Source organism: Streptomyces rubradiris (assembly GCF_016860525.1).
In the GTDB taxonomy this organism is placed as follows: Bacteria; Actinomycetota; Actinomycetes; order Streptomycetales; family Streptomycetaceae; genus Streptomyces; species Streptomyces rubradiris.
Map to the genome: position 1 here is coordinate 1,344,345 of NZ_BNEA01000001.1, position 23,259 is coordinate 1,367,603.

Annotated in this window: 23 protein-coding genes; 9 read left to right on the plus strand and 14 right to left on the minus strand. The window is 72.5% G+C overall.

The features are described from left to right. Positions 1–364: 364 nt before the first annotated feature. Positions 365–1,285: an ABC transporter substrate-binding protein gene (locus Srubr_RS06280; protein ID WP_189996074.1), complete on the plus strand. Its 921-nt coding sequence runs from the start codon at positions 365–367 to the stop codon at positions 1,283–1,285. Positions 1,286–1,597: 312 nt separating this feature from the next. Next, positions 1,598–2,035, plus strand: a complete 438-nt coding sequence (locus Srubr_RS06285; RefSeq protein WP_030790534.1) for a cell division protein SepF — start codon at positions 1,598–1,600, stop codon at positions 2,033–2,035. A 37-nt stretch (positions 2,036–2,072) separates the two neighbouring features. On the opposite strand, the gene Srubr_RS06290 is transcribed toward Srubr_RS06285, so the two are convergent. Further along, positions 2,073–3,263, minus strand: coding sequence for an acyl-CoA dehydrogenase family protein (locus Srubr_RS06290; RefSeq protein WP_189996073.1), 1,191 nt, complete (start codon positions 3,261–3,263; stop codon positions 2,073–2,075). Positions 3,264–3,420: 157 nt separating this feature from the next. Further along, positions 3,421–5,046: an MFS transporter gene (locus tag Srubr_RS06295; protein WP_189996072.1), complete on the minus strand. Its 1,626-nt coding sequence runs from the start codon at positions 5,044–5,046 to the stop codon at positions 3,421–3,423. A 259-nt stretch (positions 5,047–5,305) separates the two neighbouring features. Between Srubr_RS06295 and Srubr_RS06300 the strand changes: the two genes are divergently transcribed. Together Srubr_RS06300 and Srubr_RS06305 are read left to right on the plus strand one after the other, a co-directional pair. Continuing rightward, positions 5,306–6,517, plus strand: coding sequence for a glycosyltransferase family 39 protein (locus Srubr_RS06300; protein ID WP_189996071.1), 1,212 nt, complete (start codon positions 5,306–5,308; stop codon positions 6,515–6,517). A gap of 238 nt (positions 6,518–6,755) precedes the next feature. After that, complete coding sequence (locus tag Srubr_RS06305; RefSeq protein WP_189996070.1) at positions 6,756–7,775, plus strand: phosphatase PAP2 family protein; 1,020 nt, start codon at positions 6,756–6,758, stop codon at positions 7,773–7,775. A 109-nt stretch (positions 7,776–7,884) separates the two neighbouring features. On the opposite strand, the gene Srubr_RS06310 is transcribed toward Srubr_RS06305, so the two are convergent. Beyond that, positions 7,885–8,100 carry an I78 family peptidase inhibitor gene (locus Srubr_RS06310; RefSeq protein ID WP_189996069.1) on the minus strand — a complete coding sequence of 72 codons (216 nt, stop codon included), beginning with the start codon at positions 8,098–8,100 and terminating at the stop codon, positions 7,885–7,887. A gap of 419 nt (positions 8,101–8,519) precedes the next feature. On the opposite strand from Srubr_RS06310, the gene ctaD reads away from it, so the two are divergent. Then, on the plus strand, positions 8,520–10,205 hold the full coding sequence (gene ctaD / locus Srubr_RS06315) for an aa3-type cytochrome oxidase subunit I (RefSeq protein ID WP_189996068.1): 1,686 nt from the start codon (positions 8,520–8,522) through the stop codon (positions 10,203–10,205). A 74-nt stretch (positions 10,206–10,279) separates the two neighbouring features. Here ctaD and Srubr_RS06320 read toward each other — a convergent pair whose 3' ends face one another. After that, positions 10,280–10,975 (minus strand): LysM peptidoglycan-binding domain-containing protein, encoded by a 696-nt coding sequence (locus tag Srubr_RS06320; RefSeq protein WP_189996067.1) that lies wholly within the window; start codon positions 10,973–10,975, stop codon positions 10,280–10,282. A gap of 545 nt (positions 10,976–11,520) precedes the next feature. Between Srubr_RS06320 and Srubr_RS06325 the strand changes: the two genes are divergently transcribed. Both Srubr_RS06325 and Srubr_RS06330 read left to right on the plus strand, forming a co-directional pair. Beyond that, positions 11,521–12,312 (plus strand): hypothetical protein, encoded by a 792-nt coding sequence (locus tag Srubr_RS06325; RefSeq protein WP_189996066.1) that lies wholly within the window; start codon positions 11,521–11,523, stop codon positions 12,310–12,312. Between the two features lie 79 nt (positions 12,313–12,391). After that, positions 12,392–12,787: a hypothetical protein gene (locus Srubr_RS06330; RefSeq protein ID WP_189996065.1), complete on the plus strand. Its 396-nt coding sequence runs from the start codon at positions 12,392–12,394 to the stop codon at positions 12,785–12,787. A 63-nt stretch (positions 12,788–12,850) separates the two neighbouring features. Here Srubr_RS06330 and der read toward each other — a convergent pair whose 3' ends face one another. From der to aroH, 5 genes are all read right to left on the minus strand, one after another. Continuing rightward, positions 12,851–14,332, minus strand: coding sequence for a ribosome biogenesis GTPase Der (der, locus tag Srubr_RS06335; protein WP_189996064.1), 1,482 nt, complete (start codon positions 14,330–14,332; stop codon positions 12,851–12,853). Between the two features lie 81 nt (positions 14,333–14,413). After that, complete coding sequence (locus tag Srubr_RS06340; protein ID WP_373313540.1) at positions 14,414–15,001, minus strand: lysophospholipid acyltransferase family protein; 588 nt, start codon at positions 14,999–15,001, stop codon at positions 14,414–14,416. A 62-nt stretch (positions 15,002–15,063) separates the two neighbouring features. Further along, complete coding sequence (gene cmk / locus Srubr_RS06345) at positions 15,064–15,759, minus strand: (d)CMP kinase (RefSeq protein ID WP_189996062.1); 696 nt, start codon at positions 15,757–15,759, stop codon at positions 15,064–15,066. Positions 15,760–15,931: 172 nt separating this feature from the next. Next, on the minus strand, positions 15,932–17,017 hold the full coding sequence (locus Srubr_RS06350; protein ID WP_189996061.1) for a prephenate dehydrogenase: 1,086 nt from the start codon (positions 17,015–17,017) through the stop codon (positions 15,932–15,934). Further along, a complete protein-coding gene (aroH, locus tag Srubr_RS06355) occupies positions 17,014–17,376 on the minus strand; it encodes a chorismate mutase (RefSeq protein ID WP_189996060.1) in 363 nt (120 codons plus the stop codon). Before aroH ends, Srubr_RS06350 begins: the two co-directional genes overlap by 4 nt. Before the next feature lie 146 nt (positions 17,377–17,522). Between aroH and Srubr_RS06360 the strand changes: the two genes are divergently transcribed. Further along, on the plus strand, positions 17,523–18,008 hold the full coding sequence (locus Srubr_RS06360; RefSeq protein WP_189996059.1) for a Rieske (2Fe-2S) protein: 486 nt from the start codon (positions 17,523–17,525) through the stop codon (positions 18,006–18,008). A gap of 22 nt (positions 18,009–18,030) precedes the next feature. After that, complete coding sequence (locus Srubr_RS06365; protein WP_189996058.1) at positions 18,031–18,774, plus strand: nucleotidyltransferase domain-containing protein; 744 nt, start codon at positions 18,031–18,033, stop codon at positions 18,772–18,774. Here Srubr_RS06365 and Srubr_RS06370 read toward each other — a convergent pair. From Srubr_RS06370 to Srubr_RS06390, 5 genes are all read right to left on the minus strand, one after another. Then, positions 18,700–19,449, minus strand: coding sequence for a nucleotidyltransferase domain-containing protein (locus Srubr_RS06370; RefSeq protein WP_189996057.1), 750 nt, complete (start codon positions 19,447–19,449; stop codon positions 18,700–18,702). The two genes, Srubr_RS06365 and Srubr_RS06370, sit on opposite strands and share 75 nt — an antisense overlap. 4 nt (positions 19,450–19,453) lie before the next feature. Then, positions 19,454–20,461: an ADP-ribosylglycohydrolase family protein gene (locus Srubr_RS06375; RefSeq protein WP_189996056.1), complete on the minus strand. Its 1,008-nt coding sequence runs from the start codon at positions 20,459–20,461 to the stop codon at positions 19,454–19,456. Positions 20,462–20,525: 64 nt separating this feature from the next. Continuing rightward, complete coding sequence (locus Srubr_RS06380; protein WP_189996055.1) at positions 20,526–21,587, minus strand: pseudouridine synthase; 1,062 nt, start codon at positions 21,585–21,587, stop codon at positions 20,526–20,528. A gap of 13 nt (positions 21,588–21,600) precedes the next feature. Beyond that, positions 21,601–22,218, minus strand: a complete 618-nt coding sequence (gene scpB, locus Srubr_RS06385; protein WP_030790591.1) for an SMC-Scp complex subunit ScpB — start codon at positions 22,216–22,218, stop codon at positions 21,601–21,603. Continuing rightward, entirely contained in the window at positions 22,215–23,258 is a 1,044-nt protein-coding gene (locus tag Srubr_RS06390; RefSeq protein ID WP_189996054.1) for a segregation and condensation protein A, read from the minus strand. The genes scpB and Srubr_RS06390 overlap by 4 nt, the downstream gene beginning before the upstream one ends. Between the last annotated feature and the right edge of the window lies 1 nt (position 23,259).

Here is a 23,259-nt window from a genome sequence, read left to right on the forward strand (position 1 = left end):
TACGGCCGAGCCCCTCAGCAGGACCGTACGCCCGAGAGTACGGGGCCGTTTCGGTCCGCTGTCAAGGCTGTCCATACTGTGAGCCGTACATCTCAAGTCAGTTGACGCGGAACCGGATGCCTGTTCCACTTGGCCCATGCATCCACAGCAGTGGCTGGTCACCCGCTCCCACATCGACTTCGGTCGCGTGTGGTCCTCTTCCTGTTGAGCTGACCCCCTGCGCGCGCCCGCCGCTTTTGGCGGGCCTCCTCGCGTTCTCTTGCTCCCCCCGCCTTCACACGCGCCCCTCCCCTCGCGTTCTTCGCACACCCGTCTGCTCCCAGGAGATCGCTGACCGATGCGTACGCCCATTTTTCGGTATTTCATGCCCTTTACCGCCATCACGTCGGCCGCCCTGCTGCTCACCGCCTGCGGTTCCGGCTCCGGCGGTACGGGCGGTACGGACGCCCCGGGAGTGGCGGCCAAGAACGCCGGGATACCCACCACCGACGTCGTCTCCGCCATCCGGAAGGACCCGGCCGTGGCGAAGCTGCTGCCCGCCGGCACCACGAGCCTGACCGTCGCGGTCAGCGTCGGCGGCACCCCGCCCGGCACCGCCTATCTGGGCGACGGCAAGACCCTGACCGGTCAGGACGTCGACTTCACCAAGGCGGTGGCCCGGGTGCTCGGCATCGAGCTGAAGGTGGAGCAGGCGAGCTTCGACGCGATCCTGCCCGCCCTGGACAGCGGCAAGTACGACTTCGGCGCCAGCAACTTCGGCGTCACCGACGAGCGCCGCAAGACCGTGGACTTCGTCACCTACGTCAACGACGGCCAGGGCTTCGCCACCCGCGCGGACAGCGACCTGGCGAAGATCACCGACCTGAGGCAGCTGTGCGGCCTGAACGTGGCGACGGGCGCCGGCACCACCTTCGAGGCCACGCTGGAGCGCGGCAAGCACGTGTGCACCGACGCGGGCGAGAAGGCGTACCGGGTGCAGACCTACGGCGAGACGAGCGCGGTGTGGTCCTCGCTCCAGCAGGGCCGCAGCGACGTGGTGATGTCCACGATCAACGGCCTGCGCTACGCCGTCGCCCATCAGGACGGCCTGAAGTTCCTCAACGAGTACCACCGCCTGGACGTCGGTTTCGCCTTCAAGAAGGGCTCGAAGCTGGCGCCGGCCTTCCAGGCGGCCGTCAACAAGCTGCTCTCCGACGGCTCCTACGAGCGGATTCTCAAGAAGTGGGGGACGACCGGCTCGGCGATCGAGGAGTCCCGCGTCAGCCCGCCGGAACAGCGGAGCTGAACAGCGTCACCGAACAGCGCAACTGACGGCCAAACGGGCCCCGGCGACCGGCCGGGGCCCGTCTGAGTGCCTGTCAGGATCACCCGGACGCACCTCTTCTCACCCGTCCGCCGCGAACAATCATATTTCACTCTCAGTCAGCAGCGGTGTGAGTCACGACCCTTGGGGCACAAGGACTCTCGACGGATCGGCTGTGCACCAGTACCGTCACAAACCCCCCGCGCGGCGTCTATCCACTTGGCGCACCGTCCGCATCATGGATGACCATAGGGATGCGGAAAGCAAGAAAGACCGCTGTGAGAGGAGGCGTCCATGGGATCGGTACGCAAGGCGAGTGCATGGCTCGGCCTCGTCGACGACAACGATGACGAGCGCTACTACGACGACGACTACTCCGAGGGCACCGAGTCCGGGGACGCCTGGGTCACCGACCCGCGCGTGCGGGTGGCCACGGACACCGCCGAGGAGAAGGGCCGCCGGATCGGCACGGTGACCCCGGACAGCTTCCGGGACGCCCGCGCCATCGGCGAACTGTTCCGGGACGGGGTCCCGGTCATCATGAACCTCACCAACATGGAGCCCGGCGACGCCAAGCGGGTCGTGGACTTCGCGGCCGGGCTCATCTTCGGGCTGCGCGGCTCGATCGACCGCGTGTCCAACCGCGTGTTCCTGCTCACCCCGGCCGACACGGAGATCATCAGCGGCGAGGCGTCCGCGCACCGCTCCGACGGCTTCTTCAACCAGAGCTGAGGCAGGGCCGCTCACCGGCCCCGCCCTGCCAGGGGGCTCACCGGAAGGCGTCCAGCCCGGTGAGCGCCTTGCCCAGCACCAGCTGGTGCATCTCGACGGTGCCCTCGTAGGTGAGCACCGACTCCAGATTGGTCGCGTGCCGCATCACCGGGTACTCCAGGGAGATCCCGTTGGCACCGAGGATCGTCCGCGCCGTACGGCAGATCTCGATGGCCTCGCGGACGTTGTTGAGTTTCCCGAAGCTGACCTGTTCCGGACGCAGCCGCCCGGCGTCCATCCGCCGCCCCAGATGGTGGGCGAGCAGAATCCCCTTGTGCAGCTCCACGGCCATGTCGGCGAGCTTGGCCTGGGTGAGCTGGAAGCCGCCGATGGGCCGTCCGAACTGCTCCCGTGACGTCGCGTAGTCCAGGGCCGCCTCGAAGCTGCTGCGGGCGGCGCCCATCGCGCCCCACACGATGCCGTAGCGGGCGTGCGAGAGACAGCTGAGCGGTCCGCGCAGCCCGGTGGCCTCCGGCAGCACGGCGCTGCCGGGCAGCCGTACGCCGTCCAGGACCAGTTCGCTGGTGACCGAGGCGCGCAGGGACCACTTGTGCTTGATCTCCGGCGCCGAGAAGCCGGGGCTGTCGGTGGGCACGACGAAGCCGCGGATGCCCTCCTCCGTCTGCGCCCAGACCACGGCCACCCCGGCGACCGAACCGTTGGTGATCCACATCTTGCGGCCGCTGAGGACCCAGTCGCCGCCGTCACGCTTGGCGTGGGTGCGCATCGAGGCGGGGTCGGAGCCGTGGTCGGGCTCGGTCAGCCCGAAGCAGCCGATCACCTCGCCGGCCGCCATGCGCGGCAGCCACTGCCGCTTCTGCTCCTCGCTGCCGAACCGGTGGATGGCGTACATCGCCAGGGAGCCCTGCACGGAGACCAGCGACCGGATGCCCGAGTCGGCCGCCTCCAGCTCCAGGCAGGCCAGGCCGTACTGCACGGCGCTCGCGCCCGAGCAGCCGTACCCGGTGAGCGACATGCCGAGGGCGCCGAGCGCGCCCAGTTCGCGGGCGAGGTCCCGGATGCCGGGCAGCTCGCCCTTCTCGTACCAGTCGGCGATGTGCGGCAGGACACGGTCGGCCGCCCAGCCGCGGACCGTGTCCCGGATCGCCAGGTCCTCAGGTTCCAGCAGATCGTCGATGCCGAGCGGGTCGGCGGCATCGAACGGGGGCAGCTTCGCGGACGCGGACATGGGACACCCTCCGGAACGGGAACGCGACAAAACTAGCAGCGCTAGTTACGGCTCTCCGGCCGACGTTACGGCGGAGCGTCCCACACGTCCAGAGCGGACCGGCAGGGTGGCCCATGCCAGGGGCGCGCTCTCCCGTACCGCCCGGCAAAGCCGGGGGTCAGGCGGTGACCCGTGGTTTGGCCGTGGCCGGCTCCGCCTCCCGGGGGGCCGGCAGCTCCACCTCGCCGCCGTCCGGTTCCTCGCCGCACTGCATGACCCACGGCAGCCGCAGTGCCAGCAGCGCGCCCAGCAGCAACAGCCCCGCGCTCACCAGCAGCGTCACATGCAGCCCGTGCACGAAGGAGTCGCGCGCCGCCCGGCGCAGCGCGGCACCGGCGCCCCCGCCGAGCCGCCCGGCCACCTCATATGCCTCGCCGAGCGAGTGGCCCGCCGCGTCCGCCGCGGGCCGGGGCACGCCGGGTACCGCGCGGAGCCCCGGGGCGTAGGCCGCGTTCATCACACTGCCCAGCAGCGCGATGCCGATGCCCGCGCCGAGCTGGTACGACGTCTCGCCGATCGCCGCCGCGCCACCGGCCCGGCCGGCCGGGGCCTCGCTCAGCATCGACTCGTACGCGCCGAAGAGGGTGGTCTCCAGACCGAAGCCCAGCAGCACGAACCCGGCCAGCAGCAGCGGCGGGTCGTCGGTGCCGCCCATCGCGGTCAGGATCAGCACCGCGGCGGCCGTCAGGCAGAACCCGGCGCACACCATCCGGCGCGGTCCGAAGCGGCGCAGCACGCGGGCGCCCGCCAGGCCCGCCGCCATCGCCGCGACGGTCAGCGGCAGCAGCCTCAGCCCGGTCTCCAGCGGGGACAGCCCGAGCACCAGTTGCAGGTACTGCGCGGCGACCAGCTCCAGGCCGACCAGCGCGAGCATGGCCAGCACGATGCAGCCCACCGAGGTGCCGAACGCGGGCCGGGCGAACATGCGCAGCTCCACCAGCGGGTGCGGGCGGTGCCGCTGGCGCCGTACGAAGAGGAAGAGGAGGGCGGCGCCGGCCAGCAGGGGCAGCACGGTGACCGGGCTCGCCGCCGCCTCCCCGCCGCCGAGCCGCTTCACCCCGAGGACGCAGCCGAAGAGCCCGCCCGCCGCGAGCAGCGCGCCGGTCACGTCCCAGGGGCCGCCGTCCGTGCCCCGCGACTCCGGCAGCAGCATCCGGCCCACCGGAAGGCTGACCAGCATCAACGGGATGTTGACCAGGAAGACCGAACCCCACCAGAAGTGCTCCAGCAGGAACCCGCCGAGCAGCGGCCCGACCGCCGCGCCGACCGCCGCCACCGCGCTCCAGACGCCGATGGCGAGGGCGCGCTCGCGCCGGTCGGGGAAGACCTGCCGGAGGATCGACAGGGTCGCCGGCATGATCATCGCGCCGCCGGCGCCGAGCAGCGCGCGGGCGAGGATGAGCATCGGCGCGCTCCCGGCGAACGCGGCCAGGGCGGAGGCGACGCCGAAGAGGCCGTAGCCGAGCAGCAGCACCCGTCTGCGGCCGACCCGGTCCCCCAGGGTGCCGAAGAGGATCAGCAGCGAGGCGCAGACCAGCGGATAGACGTCGACGATCCACAGCAGTTCCACGGCGCCGGGCCGGAGGTCCTCGGTGACGGCGGGGACCGCGACGTGCAGCACGGTGGCGTCGAGTGCGACGAGCAGCAGGCTCGCGCACAGGACGACGAGGACGACCCACCGGTCGGCACCGGCCCCGGCCGCCCGACGATGCCGCCCTACGGCAGCCGTGGTCGTCCCGGACATGTACGTACCTCCCAGATGATCCCTCGCGCGGGGCGGACCGACGGGGTGGGGACTGCCCGTCGTACGGCCGGAGCGAGCGGTGTCTCCGGCCCGCGCGAACCCACGCGAGTGACTCGTCAGCGTACGCGAGTCGGCCGTGCGGACACGTGGCGGACCTCTCACACGCGCGAGGCAACCCGTGTGGCGTACCGCACGCCACCAGCCCTTGACCGTGACCCGGCGGCCGGTTCGGTGCGCGGCGCGGTCGATAATCGAGCCCGTGAGCGATCTTGACACGCGCGTGGTCCCGGCCCGCGCCCCCCTCCTCCGCCGGGCGGCCCCGGCCCTGCTGGGCTACGCGGCGGTCCGCGCCCTGGGGCTGGCGGTGCTGGCCGGGTGGAGCGCGGCGCGCGGCAAGAGCGCCTACACGCTGCTGACCGCGCGCTGGGACTCGCTGTGGTACACGCGGGTCGCCGAACTGGGCTACGGCTACGAGGTGCGGCTGCCGAACGGGGACGTCCACTCCAACCTGGCGTTCTTCCCGCTGCTGCCCTGGCTGGAGCGGCTGCTGCACGCCCTCACCCCGCTGTCGTACGCGGACGCCGGGTTCGTGGTGAGCCTGCTGGCCTCGCTCGCCGCCGCGACCGGGATCTTCGCCGTCGCGGACCGGCTGTACGGTCCCCGGACCGGCTTCTTCGCGGTGCTGCTGTGGGCGGTGCTGCCGGTCGGGATCGTCCAGTCGATGGCGTACAGCGAGTCGCTGTTCACGGCGCTGGCCGCCTGGTCCCTCTACGCGGTGCTGACCGGGCGGTGGGTGAGCGCGGGTGCGCTCGCGGCGCTGGCGGGGCTGACCCGGCCGGTGGGTGCGGCGGTGGTCGCCGCGGTGTGGACGGCGGGCGTGCTCTCGCTCGTACGAGAACGCGGCACGCGCCACGCACCGGGCGCGCGCCCCGGCACGCCCGCCCCCGGCGGCTCGGCCGGGCCCGGTGCTCCCGCCCGGCGGCGTGTGCTCGGCATGCTGCTCGCTCCGCTCGGGGCCGCCGGGTACGTCCTGTGGGTCGGCCACCGCACCGGCGCGGGTCCGCTCGGCTATCTGGACGTGCAGGCCGGATGGCGCAACGGCTTCGACGGCGGCTACGCCTTCGCCCGCTTCGTGGCCGGCCGGTTCACGTCCTTTCCGTCCGCCCTTGCCGGCCTCGGCCTGATCGCCGGCGTGGCCCTGCTGATCTGGCTGTACGTCACCTGTGTGCGCCGGCGCCAGCCGGCCGCGCCGCTGGTGTACACGGGCGTCGTCCTCGCCCTCGCCCTGTGCGCGTCCAGCTACTTCGGTTCCAAGCCACGGCTGCTGATGCCCGCCTTCCCCCTGCTGCTGCCGCTCGCCGGTGCCCTGGCCCGCCGGCGCCCGCCGGTCGCGGCCCTGGTCACGGCCGGTCTGGCGGGCGCGGCGGCGGTCTACGGGGCGTTCTGGCTGAACGGCTCCGGGCCTCCATGATCGAATCCGTCGGCCCGATGACGTCCGGGAGAATTCCACGCCAGGACCGGGTTAACGCATTCATAAGCGCCATATAAACAACACCCGGCGCGATCAAAGGAATTGACCCGATCGGCCTCCCCGGATTGCGGAATCGCAGGAATTCTGGCCGCCCTTGAGAGGTTTCCCACATCACATCGTCATCACAAAGCAGCAGTTTCGACCGGGAACACCGCTCACTCGCTGTAACGTCGATTGGGTGCGTACCGAACGAAACCTCACCCGGCGTCTGGACCGGGTGTTCGCCAGACTGGACCGGGAGCCGGAACGCCCGGCCCACATCGATATGCCGCGGATGAGCCGGCACCGGGTCGTGCTGTTCTCCGCGACCCTGGCCTTCTACCTGGCGATCGTGTGGGCCGTCGTGACCACCTCCTGGCTGGTCCGGCTGGACTGGCAGGTCATGTTCTTCCGGCCGTACCAGCAGTGGCCGGAGATCCACGCGTTCCTCGACTACTACGTGGTGCTGGGCCAGCGCGGCCCCACCGCCGTGATGGTCGCGGCCTGGCTCGGCTGGCGCTCCTGGCGGCAGCACACCGTGCGCCCGCTGCTCACCCTCGCCACCTCGCTGCTGCTGCTGAACGCCACCGTCGGCGCCGCCAAGATCGGCATGGGACGGCTCGGCCCGCACTACGCCACCACGATCGGCTCGAACGAGATGGGCCTGGGCGGCGATATATTTCCCAGCGGCCACACCGCCAACGCGGTCGTCACCTGGGGCATCCTGGCCTATCTGGCCTCCACCCCGAGAGCGCGCCGCTGGCTGTCGGCCCTCTCCGCGGTCACCTCGCTCGGCGTCGGCCTCACCACCGTCTACCTCGGTACGCACTGGCTGAGCGACGTGTTGCTGGGCTGGGCCGCCGGCCTGCTGATCCTGCTCGCCCTGCCCTGGTTCGAGCCGCTGATCGCCAAGACCGAACTGTGGCTGTTCGACCTGCGCGACCGCTGGCGCACCCGCCGCGGCGGGTCCGAGCCGGCCGTCCCGGTCACCCCGGTCGCGCTCCGGCCGCTCGGCACCCCGGCGGAGCAGCCGGCCCCGGCCCGCGAACCGGTCTCCCCGACCCGGGCCTCCCGGGGCCTTGCGCACCTGGCTCCGGGACCGCACACCATCCGCTCGGAGCGCACCCCGGTCTCCCCGGCGGGCAGCCGTCGCCCGCCGCACGCCGACCGCGTCCCGCGCGGCACGAACCAGCCGGCCCGCCCCCTGACGGGCGGCTGACGGTACATCGGGCGACGGGGTCCGGTACGCACCACCTCCCCCCGGCGCCGGTACGACGAGGGCCCCGCTCCTGCGGCAGGAGCGGGGCCCTCGTCGTACCGGCGCCGGGTCACCCCCTCCAGGCCCGGCTCACCCGGTCGTCCCGTACCTCGAAGTTCAGCCGTCCGGCCCGGTACTCCATGGTGATAATCGCACCCGGCGGCAGCGACCGTACCGTGGTCCAGCCGCGCCGCCGGGCGAGCCGCTCGGCGTGGGCGGCGTCCAGGCCGACGTACCCGTCCGGATTGTCCTGGGGCTCCGCTGGCGGAGTGGGAATCGGTGCCATACGGCCACGCTAGCCGGGCCCGGCCGGGCAGGAGAAGCGGCCGTCCCCGGTCACATCTCCGTCACAGCTTCCGCTCCCGGGTTTTGTCCGAAGTCCGTCACACGTGCGGGGGGTTTCCGTTCGGCTTACCGGGGTAATCGAACAGAATTCACGCGTGTCGGACGGCGCCTTCGAATTCCCCGGCGGAAAGTGCCGCAGTGGGGACCGGGGCGGACCCCGGGCGCGATTCCCCGCGCAATCCGGTGCGGTGCCACGGCATCTGACGCCACATGGGAAATTCACGGATCCGGCGCCCCCGGGCCGCGCCCCGCCCCGGTGCACGGCCCGGCGGGCATCCCGGCGGCCGCTCGCGGGTACCCGCCCGCGGGCCGGGGCGACCGGCGGGCGGGCCCGGGCGCGACGATGCGAAGGGGCGAGCGATGGGGACCGAGACCGCAGGGGTGACGACGCGTCCGGCGGGGCGCCACCGGGCCGGCCGGGTGGTGGTGGACTGGCTCTCCACCACCGACCACAAGAAGATCGGTCATCTGTATCTGATCACGGCGTTCGGCTTCTTCCTGGCCGGCGGGGTCATGGCCCTGCTGATGCGTGCCGAACTCGCCCGGCCGGGGCTCCAGCTGATGGACAACAACCAGTTCAACCAGTTGTTCACGCTGCACGGCACGATCATGCTGCTGCTGTTCGCGACCCCGAGCTTCGCGGGCTTCGCCAACGAGCTGATGCCGTTGCAGATCGGCGCCCCGGACGTGGCCTTCCCCCGGCTGAACATGCTGTCGTACTGGCTGTTCGCCTTCGGCGGGCTGATCGTGCTGGGCTCGCTGGTGGTGCCGGACGGACCGGCCGCCTTCGGCTGGTTCGCCTACGCGCCGCTCAACGACGCCCACCACTCCCCCGGCGTCGGCCCGGACCTGTGGATCATGGGCCTGGCGCTGTCGGGTTTCGGGACGATCCTGGGCGCGGTCAACTTCATCGCCACGATCATCGGGATGCGGGCGCCGGGCATGACGATGTTCCGGATGCCGATCTTCACCTGGAACACGCTGTTCACGTCGATCCTGATCCTGATGGCGTTCCCGGTGCTGGCGGCGGCCCTGTTGGTGCTGGAGTCGGACCGGCGGTTCGGCTCGCAGGTGTTCCAGGCGGCCAACGGCGGGGCGCTGCTGTGGCAGCACCTGTTCTGGTTCTTCGGGCATCCCGAGGTCTACATCATCGCGCTGCCGTTCTTCGGGATCATCACGGAGATCATTCCGGTGTTCAGCCGCAAGCCGGTCTTCGGCTATCTGACGCTGGTCGGCGCCACGATGGCGATCACCGGGCTGTCGATGGTGGTCTGGGCGCACCACATGTTCGCCACCGGCGCGGTACTGCTGCCGTTCTTCTCGCTGATGTCGTTCCTGATCGCGGTGCCGACGGGGGTGAAGTTCTTCAACTGGACCGGCACGATGATCAAGGGCTCGCTGTCCTTCGAGACGCCGATGCTGTGGGCGATGGGCTTCCTGGTGACGTTCCTGCTCGGCGGTCTGACGGGGGTGATCCTGGCCTCGCCGCCGCTGGACTTCCACGTCACGGACTCGTACTTCGTCGTCGCCCACTTCCACTACGTCGTCTTCGGCACGGTCGTCTTCGCGGTCTTCGGCGGCTTCTTCTTCTGGTGGCCGAAGTTCACCGGCAAGATGCTGGACGAGCGGCTGGGGAAGATCCAGTTCTGGACGCTGTTCATCGGCTTCCACACCACTTTCCTGGTGCAGCACTGGCTGGGCGCCGAGGGCATGCCCCGCCGGTACGCCGACTATCTGGCGGCCGACGGCTTCACCGCGCTGAACACGGTCTCGTCGATCGGCTCCTTCCTGCTCGGCCTGTCCACGCTGCCGTTCCTGTACAACGTCTGGAAGACCGCCATGTACGGCGAGGAGGTCCACGCCGACGACCCCTGGGGCTACGGCCGCTCGCTGGAGTGGGCGACCTCCTGCCCGCCGCCCCGGCACAACTTCGTCACGCTGCCCCGCGTCCGCAGCGAGTCCCCCGCCTTCGACCTGCACCACCCGGAGTACGCGGGCCAGGCCCCGCAGCCCGAGCCGAAGGGGCATCAGGCGCGGGAGTCGTGAGGCCGGGTGCCGGACGCGGGCGGCCGCCGTCCCCGGCTGGGACGGCGGCCGCCCGCGTACACCGTGTCCGGCGCTCAGAGCGCGAGGCGCTGACCGGGCACGATCATGTCGGGGTCGGCGCCGATGACGGCCCGGTTGGCGGCGTAGATCCGCTGCCAGGTGGTCCCGTGCCGGGCGGCGATGGTGCTCAGGGTGTCGCCCTCGCGGACCGTGTAGTCACCGCGGGAGGCGCTGCGGCCGGCGCCGGCCGCCGGGCGCTCCGGCGCCTTGGCCGGGGCGGACCGGGTGGGGGCGGACTTGGCGGGGGCGGACTTCGTCGTCGCGCCGCCGCTGTGGGCCGCCGTGCCCGGAGAGCCGGTGCGGGCGGCCGTCGGGGCCGCGCCAGAGGCTCCGGCCCGGGCGGAGCAGACCGGCCAGGCGCCCCAGCCCTGGGCCTGCTGGACCCGGGTGGCGACGGCGATCTGCGCGCTTCTGGAGGCCTGGTCGGCCGTCGGTGCGTAGGCGGTGCCGCCGTACGCGCGCCAGGTGGCGGCGGAGAACTGGAGCCCGCCGTAGTAGCCGTTGCCGGTGTTGATGTGCCAGTTGCCGCCGCTCTCGCACCGGGCGATGCGGTCCCACACCCCGTTGTCCGCCGCGGCGGCGTTGCCGGTCGCGGCCAGCAGGCCCAAGGGGGCCAGCAGGGCGGCTCCCGCCAGGGTGGTCGCGGCGCGGCCCTTGCGGGTGCCCTCGGAACGGGCGGGGTGACGGGTGGTATCGGCACACTCGGACATATGGTTCCCTCTCCACGAACCCGGGCTCCCCCGGGCGGAACGCGCCGGAACCCCGCACGACCGCGGTCCCTCGCGCCCGCCCCGTCCGCCGCGGCCGGTGTCGGCGATCGTGCTCTGCCTGACGCCGGCCGGCGGACGTACCCGAGCGGTGCTCGTTGCACACGGCGGAGGAATCTAGGGAGGACGAGCTGCCGGAATCAACCAACTCGCCGTCGTGCCAGGCCAGTTGCCGGTTACCGGAGGTAGCGTCGATTTCCGGCCACCCACTACATGCGGCGATTTACGGATATCCCCACCGCCACCCCTCGACGACCTGTGAGCCACCTCACCCTTTCAAGCTCCTTCGCCATACAAGAAGTTGACGGTGTGTGGCGGGTTCCCCACCCAAGGTGACCCTGTGCGGGGGAAGGCGCGAACCAGTCCTCGGCGAGGCGTGACTCCCACCACAGCACGCCCGTTGTCTTCTTCATGAGCCCGCAACCCCGGGGCTCAGCGGCCGGGAGCCACCCGGCCGACACCAGCACCGCATCCCGAGGGAGCCACCCGTGCCGCGCATGCTCGACGTCAGTGACGCCGTACGCGCCGAGATCGGCGACGAAGAAGCCGAACGGCTGCTCGCCGGAGAGAACGCCCCGGGCAGTTACGACTGCACGTCCTGTCGCACCCCGGGCGACTCCGAGCAGGAGCGCACCAGCACCGTACTGTTCGTCGGCGACGAGACCGCCGTCCTCGCCTTCGCCCACGCCGGCTGCCTGCCCTCGCAGGTCGTGCAGGTCACGGAGGAGCAGTTGCGGGGCGCCGTCCGGTCCATCGGCGTCGTCGACGACGCGCCGGCCGGCGGCGAGCCGCAGCGGTCCGTGCCCGAGCAGGCGGTGCTCGGCGTGACCAGCGGACTGGTCCTCGTCGACGGCGAGTTGCACCCCGCCCTCGTGGTCGAGCCCACCTCCGCGATCGTCCGGCCGGGCACGGACGGACCCGGCGACGAATTCCTCCAGCTGCTCCTCGAGCAGGGCTTCACGCCGGTGCCCGAGCTGACCGGTGTGCCCGAGGTGCTGCACGGCTGGTCCGTGCTCCTGGCCATGGGACAGCTGCACGCGGTGCTCCAGCCGGGCGGCGACGGCGGCCGGCCGGTGGCCTGGTGGCAGGCGCACCAGCCGCTCCAGGTGACCGAGGGCTGGCGGGCCGCCGCCAACAAGCACCAGCAGGTGCTGATGTTCGCGGCGCCGGTGGGCTCCATCGGACGGCAGCCGCGGGAGGACCTGCTGCGCGAGGCGCTCGACAAGGCCGCCGCGCAAGGGAAGTTGGTCGCCGCGGCGCTGCCTCTCGCCGGTACGTGAGGCTCGCCCGCCGGGCGGGCCGCCCCCGTGGGGAGTTGTACGACCGCATCCCTTCGGGGTTCCGGTCGTTTGGACATACGTGCACGCATACGACACACCGCCCCGTCGGTCCTTCTCCTCCGTGCCGCCCGCCCGGGCGGCACAGGAGCCTTCCGGTGGACCGTCGGCCACACCGATCTACGACACGCTCTACGCGGAGTGGGTCAAGACCTTCCGCACGCTGCCGGGGGACCGCAGCGGTGAGGAGGAGCTGAGGTTCAGCGCCTTCGGGGACTTCCCGGACGGCAGCAGCAGATACGGCGGCCACCGGGCGGGGACGTTCAGCAGCTCCTACAGCGCCTACAGCGCGGGGGCCTACAGCGCCCGGCAGCAGTCGCAGTGGCAGCGGGTCGGCACGCTCGGCCGGCAGCAGGACTCCGGGACGCCGTACGTCCCGGCCGCCGCCCTGCCGCCGGGGCAGCGCCGCGGCGCGTGACACCCCCGCACACGACGGGCGGCCCCTGGAGAACCAGGGGCCGCCCGTCGTGTCGTACCGCTGCTACTTCTTCTTCGCGCCGCGCTTCTCGCGCACCCGCACCGAGATGTGGATCGGGGTGCCCTGGAAGCCGAACTCCTCGCGCAGCCGGCGCTCGATGAAGCGCCGGTAGCCCGCCTCGATGAAGCCGGAGGCGAACAGCACGAACCGCGGCGGCTTGGTGCCGGCCTGGGTGCCGAACAGGATGCGCGGCTGCTTGCCGCCCCGGATCGGGTGCGGGTGGGCCGAGACCAGCTCGCCGAGGAAGGCGTTCAGGCGGCCGGTGGGAACCCGGGTCTCCCAGCCCGCGAGGGCCGTCTCGATCGCCGGGACCAGCTTCTCCATGTGCCGGCCGGTGCGCGCCGAGACGTTCACCCGGGGCGCCCAGGCGACCTGGCCCAGCTCGGTCTCGATCTCCCGCTCCAGGTAGTAGCGGCGCTCCTCGTCGAGGGTGTCCCACTTGTTGAAGGCCAGGACGATCGCGCGGCCCGCCTCGACGGCCATGGTGACGATCCGCTGGTCCTGCACCGAGATGTTCTCGGAGGCGTCCAGCAGGATGACCGCGACCTCCGCCTTCTCCACCGCGGCCGCCGTGCGCAGGGAGGCGTAGTAGTCGGCGCCCTGCTGGAGGTGGACCCGCTTGCGGATGCCGGCGGTGTCCACGAACTTCCAGGTCTTGCCGCCGAGTTCGATCATCTCGTCCACCGGGTCGCGGGTGGTGCCCGCCAGCTCGTTGACGACGACGCGCTCCTCGCCGGCGACCTTGTTCAGCAGCGAGGACTTGCCGACGTTCGGGCGGCCGATCAGGGCGATCCGGCGGGGGCCGCCGATCGCGGTGCCGAAGGACTGCTCGGGCGCGTCCGGCAGCACCTCCAGGACGGCGTCGAGCATGTCGCCGGTGCCCCGGCCGTGCAGCGCCGAGACCGGGTGGGGCTCGCCGAGGCCGAGGTTCCACAGATAGGCGGCGTCCGCCTCACCGCTCGGGCCGTCGACCTTGTTGGCGCACAGCACGACCGGCTTGCCGGCCTTGCGCAGCAGCCGGACGACCGCCTCGTCGGTGTCGGTCGCGCCGACCTTGGCGTCCACGACGAAGACGACCGCGTCGGCCGCCTCGATCGCGTACTCGGCCTGGGCCGCCACCGAGGCGTCGATGCCGAGGACGTCCTGCTCCCAGCCGCCGGTGTCGACGACCTTGAAGCGGCGCCCGGCCCACTCGGCCTCGTAGGTCACACGGTCGCGGGTGACGCCCGGCCGGTCCTCCACGACCGCCTCGCGGCGGCCGATCATCCGGTTCACCAGAGTCGACTTGCCGACATTGGGGCGGCCGACGACGGCGAGCACGGGCAGCGGACCGTGGCCCGCCGCCTCGATGGCGCCCTCGACGTCCTCGATGTCGAAGCCCTCTACCGCGGCGAGCTCCATGAACTCCGCGTACTCGGCGTCGCCGAGAGCCCCGTGCTCGTACTCGTGCTCGGCCGAGCCGTCGGGCTGGATGTCGTCGTTCATGAAGTCCGTACCTCGTCGTTCATTGGTGGTGATCGGTGGACCGGCCGCCCGGTGGGGGCTGATCCACTACTCAAGTGTCGCCTAGCGCCCGGTCAGGCGCCTGGCGTTTTCCAGGTGGCTGGTGAGCTGTTTGCGAATCCGCTCGGTCGCCGCGTCCAGCGCCGCACGCGTCCGCCGGCCGCTGCCGTCACCCGCTTCGAAGGGGTCCCCGAAGACCACGTCGACGCGGGAGCGCAGCGGGGGCAGTGCCTTTATCAACCTGCCGGGGCGCTCGGCGCTTCCCAGGACCGCCACCGGGACGATCGGCGCCCCGCTGCGGACCGCGAAGTAGGCCAGTCCGGCGCGCAGCGCGGCGAAGTCGCCCTCGCCCCGGGTGCCCTCCGGGAAGATGCCCAGCACTCCCCCGTCCGCCAGCACGCCGAGGGCCTGGGAGATCGCGCCCCGGTCGGCCGTGGCGCGGTCCACCTTCAGCTGGCCGATGCCGGTCAGGAAGGGGTCCAGCGGGCCGACGAAGGCCTCCTTCTTGATCAGGAAGTGCGTGGGGCGGGGCGCCACGCCCATCACCATCGGCCCGTCGATGTTGTGGGAGTGGTTCACGGCGAAGATGACCGGGCCGGTGGCCGGCACCTTCCAGGCGCCGAGCACCCGGGGCCGCCACAGGCCGTACATCAGCCCGACGCCGATGCGGCGGCCGACCTCCGCGCCCCGCTGCGAGGGCACCGGCACGAGCGTCACTTCCCGGCCCGCTTCTCCTCGACCAGGGTGACGACGCACTCGATGACCTGGGCGAGGGTCAGCTCGGTGGTGTCCACCTCGACGGCGTCGTCGGCCTTGGCGAGCGGCGAGGTCTTGCGGCTGGAGTCGGCCGCGTCCCGCTTGATCAGGGCCTCGCGGGTGGCGTGGACGTCGGCGCCCTTCAGCTCGCCGCTGCGGCGGGCCGCGCGGGCCTCCGGGGAGGCGGTGAGGAAGATCTTCAGGTCGGCGTCCGGCAGGACGGTCGTCCCGATGTCCCGGCCCTCCACGACGATGCCGTGCTCCGCGGCGGCGGCCAGCGAGCGCTGGAGCTCGGTGATCCGGGTGCGGACCTCGGGCACCGCGCTGACCGCGCTGACCTTGGAGGTGACCTCCTGGGTGCGGATCGGGCCGGACACGTCGACGCCGTCGACCGTGATGGTGGGGGCGGCCGGGTCGGTGCCCGAGACGATCTCCGGCTTGCCCGCGACGGCGGCGATGGCGGTCGGGTCCTCCAGGTCGATGCCGTTGGTCACCATCCACCAGGTGATCGCCCGGTACTGGGCGCCGGTGTCCAGGTAGCTGAGGCCGAGCTGCGCGGCGACGGCCTTCGACGTGCTCGACTTGCCCGTGCCGGAGGGACCGTCGATCGCGACGATCACGGGCCTGGCGGTCGGGGCGGCGCCGTTTTCCACGGGGGACACCTTCCTGGTGCGGTGCGGGCGGGGTGCGGGGAGCGAGAGCGCCCCGCACAAGGTTACTGGGTGCGGGTCACTCGTCCGGACGTACGCTGGCGGCGGGGCCCTGCGGCGGACGGGCGTACGCGGGCGGCCGCGCCCGGGGCGGGCGGGCCGTGTCGCGCGGACGCTACTGGCGCAGCGCCCAGCCCCGCTCCCGCAATGCCTCCTTCAGCGCCGTCTGGGCCTGGGGTTCGACCATGAGCTGCACCAGACCGGCCTGCTGCCCGGTGGCGTGCTCGATGCGCACGTCCTCGATGTTGACCCCGGCCCGGCCGGCGTCCGCGAAGATCCGGGCGAGCTGGCCGGGCTGGTCGTCGATGAGGACGACCACGGTCTCGTAGGCCCGCGGCGCGGAGCCGTGCTTGCCGGGTACCCGCACCTGGCCGGCGTTCCCGCGGCGCAGCAGGTCCTCGATGCCCGCGCTGCCCTCGCCGCGCCGGGCCGCGTCGGCGGACTCCAGGTCGCGCAGCGCCCGGACCGTCTCCGTCAGGTCGGCGGCGACCTCGGAGAGCAGGTCGGCGACCGGGCCCGGGTTGGCGGACAGGATGTCGATCCACATGCGCGGGTCGGAGGCGGCGATCCGGGTCACGTCCCGGATGCCCTGCCCGCACAGCCGTACGGCGGACTCCTCGGCGTGCTCCAGGCGCGCGGCCACCATGCTGGACACCAGGTGGGGCATGTGGGAGACGAGGGCCACGGCGCGGTCGTGGGCGTCGGCGTCCATGACCACCGGGACGGCCCGGCAGTGCGAGACCAGCTCCAGGGCGAGGTTCAGCACCTCGGTGTCGGTGTCCCGGGTGGGTGTGAGCACCCAGGGGCGGCCCTCGAAGAGGTCGGCGGTGGCGGCCAGCGGGCCGGACTTCTCCCGGCCGGACATCGGGTGGGTGCCGATGTAGGAGGTGAGGTCCAGGCCGAGCGCCTCGAGTTCGCGGCGCGGGCCGCCCTTGACGCTGGCCACGTCCAGGTAGCCGCGGGCCAGGCCGCGGCGCATGGCGTCGGCGAGCACCTTGGCGACGTGGGCGGGCGGGGCGGCGACGATCGCCAGGTCGACCGGGCCGTCGGGCGCCTCGTCGGTGCCGGCGCCGAGCGCGGCGGCCGTACGGGCCTGTCCGGGGTCGTGGTCGGCGAGGTGGACGGCGACGCCGCGCCGGGCCAGGGCCAGGGCGGCGGAGGTACCGATCAGGCCGGTTCCGATGACGAGGGCGGTTCTCACTGGGCGATGTCCTTGCGCAGGGCCGCGGCGGCGCCGAGGTAGACGTGGGCGAGGTCGGCGCGGGGCTTGTCCGACTCGATGTGCGCGAGGATCCGCACGACCCGGGGCATGGCACCCTCGATGTCGAGTTCCTGGGCACAGATCAGGGGGACGTCGACGATGCCGAGCCGGCGGGCGGCGGCGGCCGGGAAGTCGCTGTGCAGGTCGGGGGTGGCCGTGAACCAGATGCTGATCAGGTCGTCGGCGGTCAGTCCGTTCCTCTCCAGGACGGCGGTGAGCAGCGCACCGACCTGCTCCGCCATGTGACCGGCGTCGTCCCGTTCCAGTTGGACGGCTCCCCGGACCGCTCGTACCGCCACGGCGCTGCTCCTCGCTGACGTGCGTGTTTCGTTCTTGGTCCGTCCAGCGTAGTCAGCCGCGCGGTACGGGCGTGCGCCGTCCGCGCGCTGAGACGATGCGGAACGTCCGGTATCCATGGATATGTACGTCTGTACGGAGGTCTGACATGCCCCAGCCAGCGACACGGCGCACCGTTCTCGCCACGAGCGCCGGCGCGCTCGCCCTGGGCTGCGTGGGGTGCGGCGGCGACAGCGGCGCCTCCACGGCACCGCAACCGCCCACGGCTCCGGCGTCCCCGCCCTCCCCCGCCGCCGAGGGCGGCGCCGGGGAGACGTCCCCCGCCGCGCGGGAGGCCGCCCCGGCCGGCCAACCGCTGGCCCGCACCGACGACATCCCCGAGGGCGGCGGCAAGGTCTTCGAGGACCGGAAGATCGTGGTCACCCAGCCGGAGAAGGGCAGCTTCAAGGCGTTCTCGGCGGTCTGCACCCACCAGGGCTGCACGGTGAGCCAGGTGACGGACGGCACCATCCTGTGCCCGTGTCACAGCAGCCGGTTCCGCATCACCGACGGCTCGGTGACCGCCGGCCCGGCGACCAGGCCACTGGCCGAGGAGCAGGTCATGGTGCACGGAAATTCCGTCTACCTGACCTGAGCCGCCCGCGTACGCTCCGGGGATGCAGCCGCAGGACCTGATACGCGACCACACCGTCTACGCCTGTGTCATGGGCTCCCGCGCCTTCGGCCTGGCGACGGACGCCAGCGACACCGACCGGCGCGGGGTGTTCCTCGCCCCGACCCCGCTGTTCTGGCGGTTCGACAAGCCGCCGACGCATGTGGAGGGGCCGGGCGAGGAGCGCTTCTCCTGGGAGCTGGAGCGGTTCTGCGAGCTGGCGCTGCGCGGCAACCCGAACATCCTGGAGTGCCTGCACTCCCCGCTGGTGGAGCACGTGGACGACACCGGCCAGGAACTGCTGTCCCTGCGCGACGCCTTCCTGTCCCGGCAGGTCCACGACACCTTCACCCGGTACGCCCTCGGCCAGCGCAGGCGGCTCGACGCCGACGTGCGCACCACGGGCGCCCCGCGCTGGAAGCACGCGATGCACCTGCTGCGCCTGCTGACGTCCGCCCGGGACCTGCTGCGCACCGGCGAGCTGCGGATCGGCGTGGGCGAGCTGCGCGAGCCCTTGCTGGCGGTCCGGCGCGGGGAGGTGCCGTGGGCGCGGGTGGAGGCGTGGATGGCCCGGCTGGCGGGCGAGACGGAGCAGGCCCTGAGGGGCAGTCCGCTGCCGGCCGAGCCGGACCGGGCGCGCGTGGCCGCCTTCCTGTACCGGGTGCGCCGGGCCTCAGCCCTCCAGGCGGAGCCGGACCACGAGGTCGTGCAGGGCATCGTGGGCGGTGGCGGTGTCGGGCAGCGCTGAGCCGGCCTGCGCCTCGTCCAGCGCGGTGTGCAGCCGCTCCACGTCCGTCGCCACGCGGTCCCGGTCGACGTCGGCGCGGGCGTTCTCCCGCTCCCGCTTGGCGGCGATCAGCTCGGGCAGGTAGCCGGGCCCGCCCGCCAGGTCGAGGAGCGTGGGCAGATGCGCCTGGACCTCGCCGCTGCGCATGAGGTGGATGCCGGTGAGCAGCACCCGGAAGGTGTAGAGCAGCGGCTTGAGTTCGCCGGTCTTCTCGAACAGCCGCCACTGGGTCGCGGCGAACCCGCGGTAGTGGTGGGCGTGGTGGCTGGTGAGGACGCCGGGGACGAGCGCGGTCAGCTCCCGGTGGGCCTCACCGGTGTGCACGACCAGTGGGGAGAGCAGCTGCTCCAGCACATAGCCGTTGCGGCGGAGCATCAGGCGGGCGAACTTGCGCAGGTCGTGGGTGACGAGGTCCAGCTCGACGCCGTAGCGCACCCAGGACCGCGAGCGGGTCTCCTCCGGCTCGCGCAGGCCGACGAGGTCGGGGGCGGGGAGCAGGTGGACGCCTCTGAGGTCCACGTCGGAGTCCTGCGAGGGGAAGCCGTACAGGTGAGCTCCGGAGACGGTGGCGAACAGCAGGGGGGCGGGCTGTTCCGCGATCACCGGAGCCAGGTCTATGTCGAGGTCGTCGAGCATGGGCCTAAGCGTCCCAGAGGGTAGCCAGGGCCAACAGGTCGCCCCGGTACTCGATCCGCTCCGCCCAGTCGGCGGGCCAGGCCCCGGCGCCCAGCCAGGCGCCCGCGAAGGCGCCGGTGAGGCAGGCGATGGAGTCGGAGTCGCCGGCGGTGCAGGCGGCCCGGCGCAGGGCGGTGACGGGCTCCTCGGGGAAGAGCAGGAAGCACAGCAGCCCGGTGGCCAGGGCTTCCTCGGCGATCCAGCCCTCGCCGGTGGCCAGGCAGGGGTCGGTCTCCGGGGAGACGGTCCGTACGGCCTCCTGGAGCCGGCCGAGGATCTCCAGGCACTCGTCCCAGCCGCGCGCGATGAAGTGCTCGGGGCCGGGGTCCTGGGCGCGGGTCCACAAATCGCCGAGCCAGGTGTGGTCGTAGTGCGTGCGGTGTTCCAGGGCGTACGAGCGCAGCCGCCCGACGAGTCCGGCGGGGTCGGTGCCCTGGGCGAGCAGGTGGACGGCGTGGGCGGTGAGGTCGGAGGCGGCCAGCGCGGTGGGGTGGCCGTGGGTGAGCGCGGCCTGCAACTGGGCGGCGCCGGCGCGCTGTTCGCCGCTCAGACCGGGGGCGAGGCCGATCGGGGCGACCCGCATGTTGGCGCCGCAGCCCTTGGAGCCGGTCTGGCTGGCGTCCTGCCAGGTCCGGCCCTGGTCGGTGAGCAGCTCGCAGGCGCGCAGGCAGGTGCCGCCGGGGGCGCGGTTGTTCTCCGGCGAGCGGTACCACTCCACGAAGGCGGCGCGCAGGGGCCCCTCCAGCCCCTCAGGCGTCACGTCGCCGCGGTCCAGGGCGGTCCGCAGGGCGCGGCCGACCGCGAGGGTCATCTGCGTGTCGTCGGAGACGAGCGCGCGCCGCGGCAGCTCCAGTCCGCGCCAGGGCCCGAAGGCCGACTCGATCAGCGGCACGGTCTTGAACTCGGCCGGGTAGCCGAGGGCGTCCCCGAGGGCGAGTCCGAGAAGTGCTCCGGTCGCCGACTGCTTCGGCATGCGTCATCCCCCTTTATCGTCACCATGACAATAAAGGGGGACGGCGATCAAGCGCAAGGCGCGCTTAGAGATCGACTTCCTTCATCAGCATGCCGACCTCGGTGTTCGACAGGCGGCGCAGCCAGCCCGACTTCTGGTCGCCGAGGGTGATCGGGCCGAAGGCGGTGCGCACCAGCCGCTCGACCGGGAAGCCGGCCTCCGCCAGCATGCGGCGCACGATGTGCTTGCGGCCCTCGTGCAGGGTCACCTCGACCAGGTAGTTCTTGCCGGTCTGCTCGACCACGCGGAAGTGGTCGGCGCGGGCGTAGCCGTCCTCCAGCTGGATGCCGTCCTTCAGCCGCTTGCCCAGGTCGCGCGGGATCGGGCCGACGATGGCCGCGAGGTAGGTCTTCTTCACGCCGTAACGCGGGTGGGTGAGACGGTGCGCCAGCTCGCCGTGGTTGGTGAGCAGGATGACGCCCTCGGTCTCGGTGTCCAGCCGGCCGACGTGGAAGAGCCGGGTCTCGCGGTTGGTGACGTAGTCGCCGAGGCACTGCCGGCCCTCCGGGTCCTCCATGGTGGAGACCACGCCCGCGGGCTTGTTCAGCGAGAAGAACTGGTACGACTGGGTCGCCACGGTCAGGCCGTCGACCTTGACCTCGTCCTTCTCCGGGTCGACCCGCTTGCCCTGCTCGGTGACGATCTCGCCGTTCACCTCGACCCGGGCCTGCTCGATCAGCTCCTCGCAGGCCCGCCGGGAGCCGTAGCCGGCGCGCGCGAGGACCTTCTGCAGCCGCTCGCCCTCCTGCTCGGCGCCCGGGAAGGTCTTGGGCAGCTTGATGTCCTTCTTGCCCGCGTACCGCTCCCGGTTGCGCTCCTCGACCCGCGTCTCGTACTCGCGCGAGCGCGCCGGGGCCGTACGGCCGCCCTGCTGGGGCCGCTTCGGGCCGCCCTTGGCGCCGCCGCGCGCGGCACCGCCGCGGCCGGCCTTGGGGCCGTCCTTGGTGGCCCCGGGGCCCACGTCGTAGCGGCGCTCCTCGGGGCGGGGCTTGCGGGGCCGGCCCTGCCCCTGCTTCTGGTCCCTGTTGTTGCCGGCACCGCGGTAGTTACCGCGCCCGCCGCTCTTGCCGCTGCCGCTGCTTCGCATCAAGGTTTCCGTCTTAGTCGTCTGCGTCCTGACCGCCGGGCGCGTCGGGCGCGTCCGGGTCGAACGACGGGACCCCCTCCTGGGTCTCGGCCTCGATCGCCTCCGCCTCGGGGAGGAAGGGCGCGAGCTCCGGAAGCTCGTCCAGGCCGCGCAGGCCCATCCGCTCCAGGAAGTAGTTCGTCGTCCTGTACAGGATCGCACCTGTTTCGGGTTCCGTGCCCGCCTCCTCCACCAGACCGCGCTGGAGCAGGGTGCGCATCACGCCGTCGCAGTTCACCCCGCGCACGGCGGAGACCCGGCTGCGGCTGACCGGCTGGCGGTAGGCGACCACCGCCAGGGTCTCCAGCGCCGCCTGGGTGAGCCGTGCGGTCTGGCCGTCCAGGACCAGGCGCTCGACGGCGGGCGCGTAGGCGGCGCGGGTGTAGAAGCGCCAGCCGCCCGCGACGAACCGCAGCTCGAAGCCGCGGCCCTGCGCGGTGTACTCGTCGGCCAGCTCGCGCAGGGCGTCCGCGACCTGCCGGCGGGGCCGCTCCAGCAGCCGCGCCAGGTGCTCCTCGGTCGCGGGCTCGTCCACGACCATCAGCATCGCCTCCAGGGCGGGCTTGAGGTCGAGACCGGCGGGCTCGCTCATGCCTTCTCCTCCTCGGGCCGCTCCGGCGGGCGGTCGAACTCGTCGGTGACCAGCGGCGCCGGATCCGTCTCCCCGCCGGTCCAGCGCACGGTCAGCTCCCCCAGCGCGGTCTCCTGCTCCAGCGCGACGGCCTTCTCCCGGTACAGCTCCAGCAGCGCCAGGAACCGGGCCACGACGGTGAGGGTGTCCCCGGCGTCCTCGGTGAGCTCCCGGAAGCCGGCCTCGCCCCGCTCGCGCAGGAGCGCCACCACGATCCGGGCCTGCTCCCGCACGCTGACCAGCGGGGCGTGGATGTGGTCGACGTACACCTGCGGCCGGGGCTTGGGCTGCATGGCCTTGACGGCGAGCTTCGCGAAGCCCTCCGGGCCGATGCTGATGACGACCTCGGGCAGCAGCTCGGCGTGCCCGGGCTCCAGGCCGACGGTGCGGGGGTGGCGCCGGGCCTCCTCGTCGAGCCGCTCGTTGAAGATGTCGGCGATCTGCTTGTAGGCGCGGTACTGAAGCAACCGCGCGAACAGCAGGTCCCGGGCCTCCAGCAGGGCGAGGTCGGCCTCGTCCTCCACCTCGGCGGCGGGCAGCAGCCGGGCGGCCTTCAGGTCGAGCAGCGTGGCCGCGACGACGAGGAACTCCGTGGTCTGGTCCAGGTCCCAGTCCGGCCCCATGGCCCGGATGTGCGCCATGAACTCGTCGGTGACCTTGGACAGGGCGACCTCGGTGACGTCCAGCTTGTGCCGGGAGATCAGTTGGAGCAGCAGGTCGAAGGGGCCCTCGAAGTTGGCGAGGCGGACCTTGAAGACACCGTCGGGAGCGGACTCGGGCCCGGCCGCCCCGGTCTCCGGCGAGGCGGACTTCGGCTCCGGCTCCGGCTTCGGCTCCGTATACCCGGGTTCCGGCAGCTCCGCCTCAGCGGGCTCGGCAGGCAGGGCGACCGGCTCGGCGGGTGCGGCGGGCGGCTCGGCCGGCCCGGCACCCGGGCCCCGCCCCAGCACGCGCCGACGGCCGGCCGGTGCGCCGGGGGCAGGGGCTTCGTTCCAGGTCATA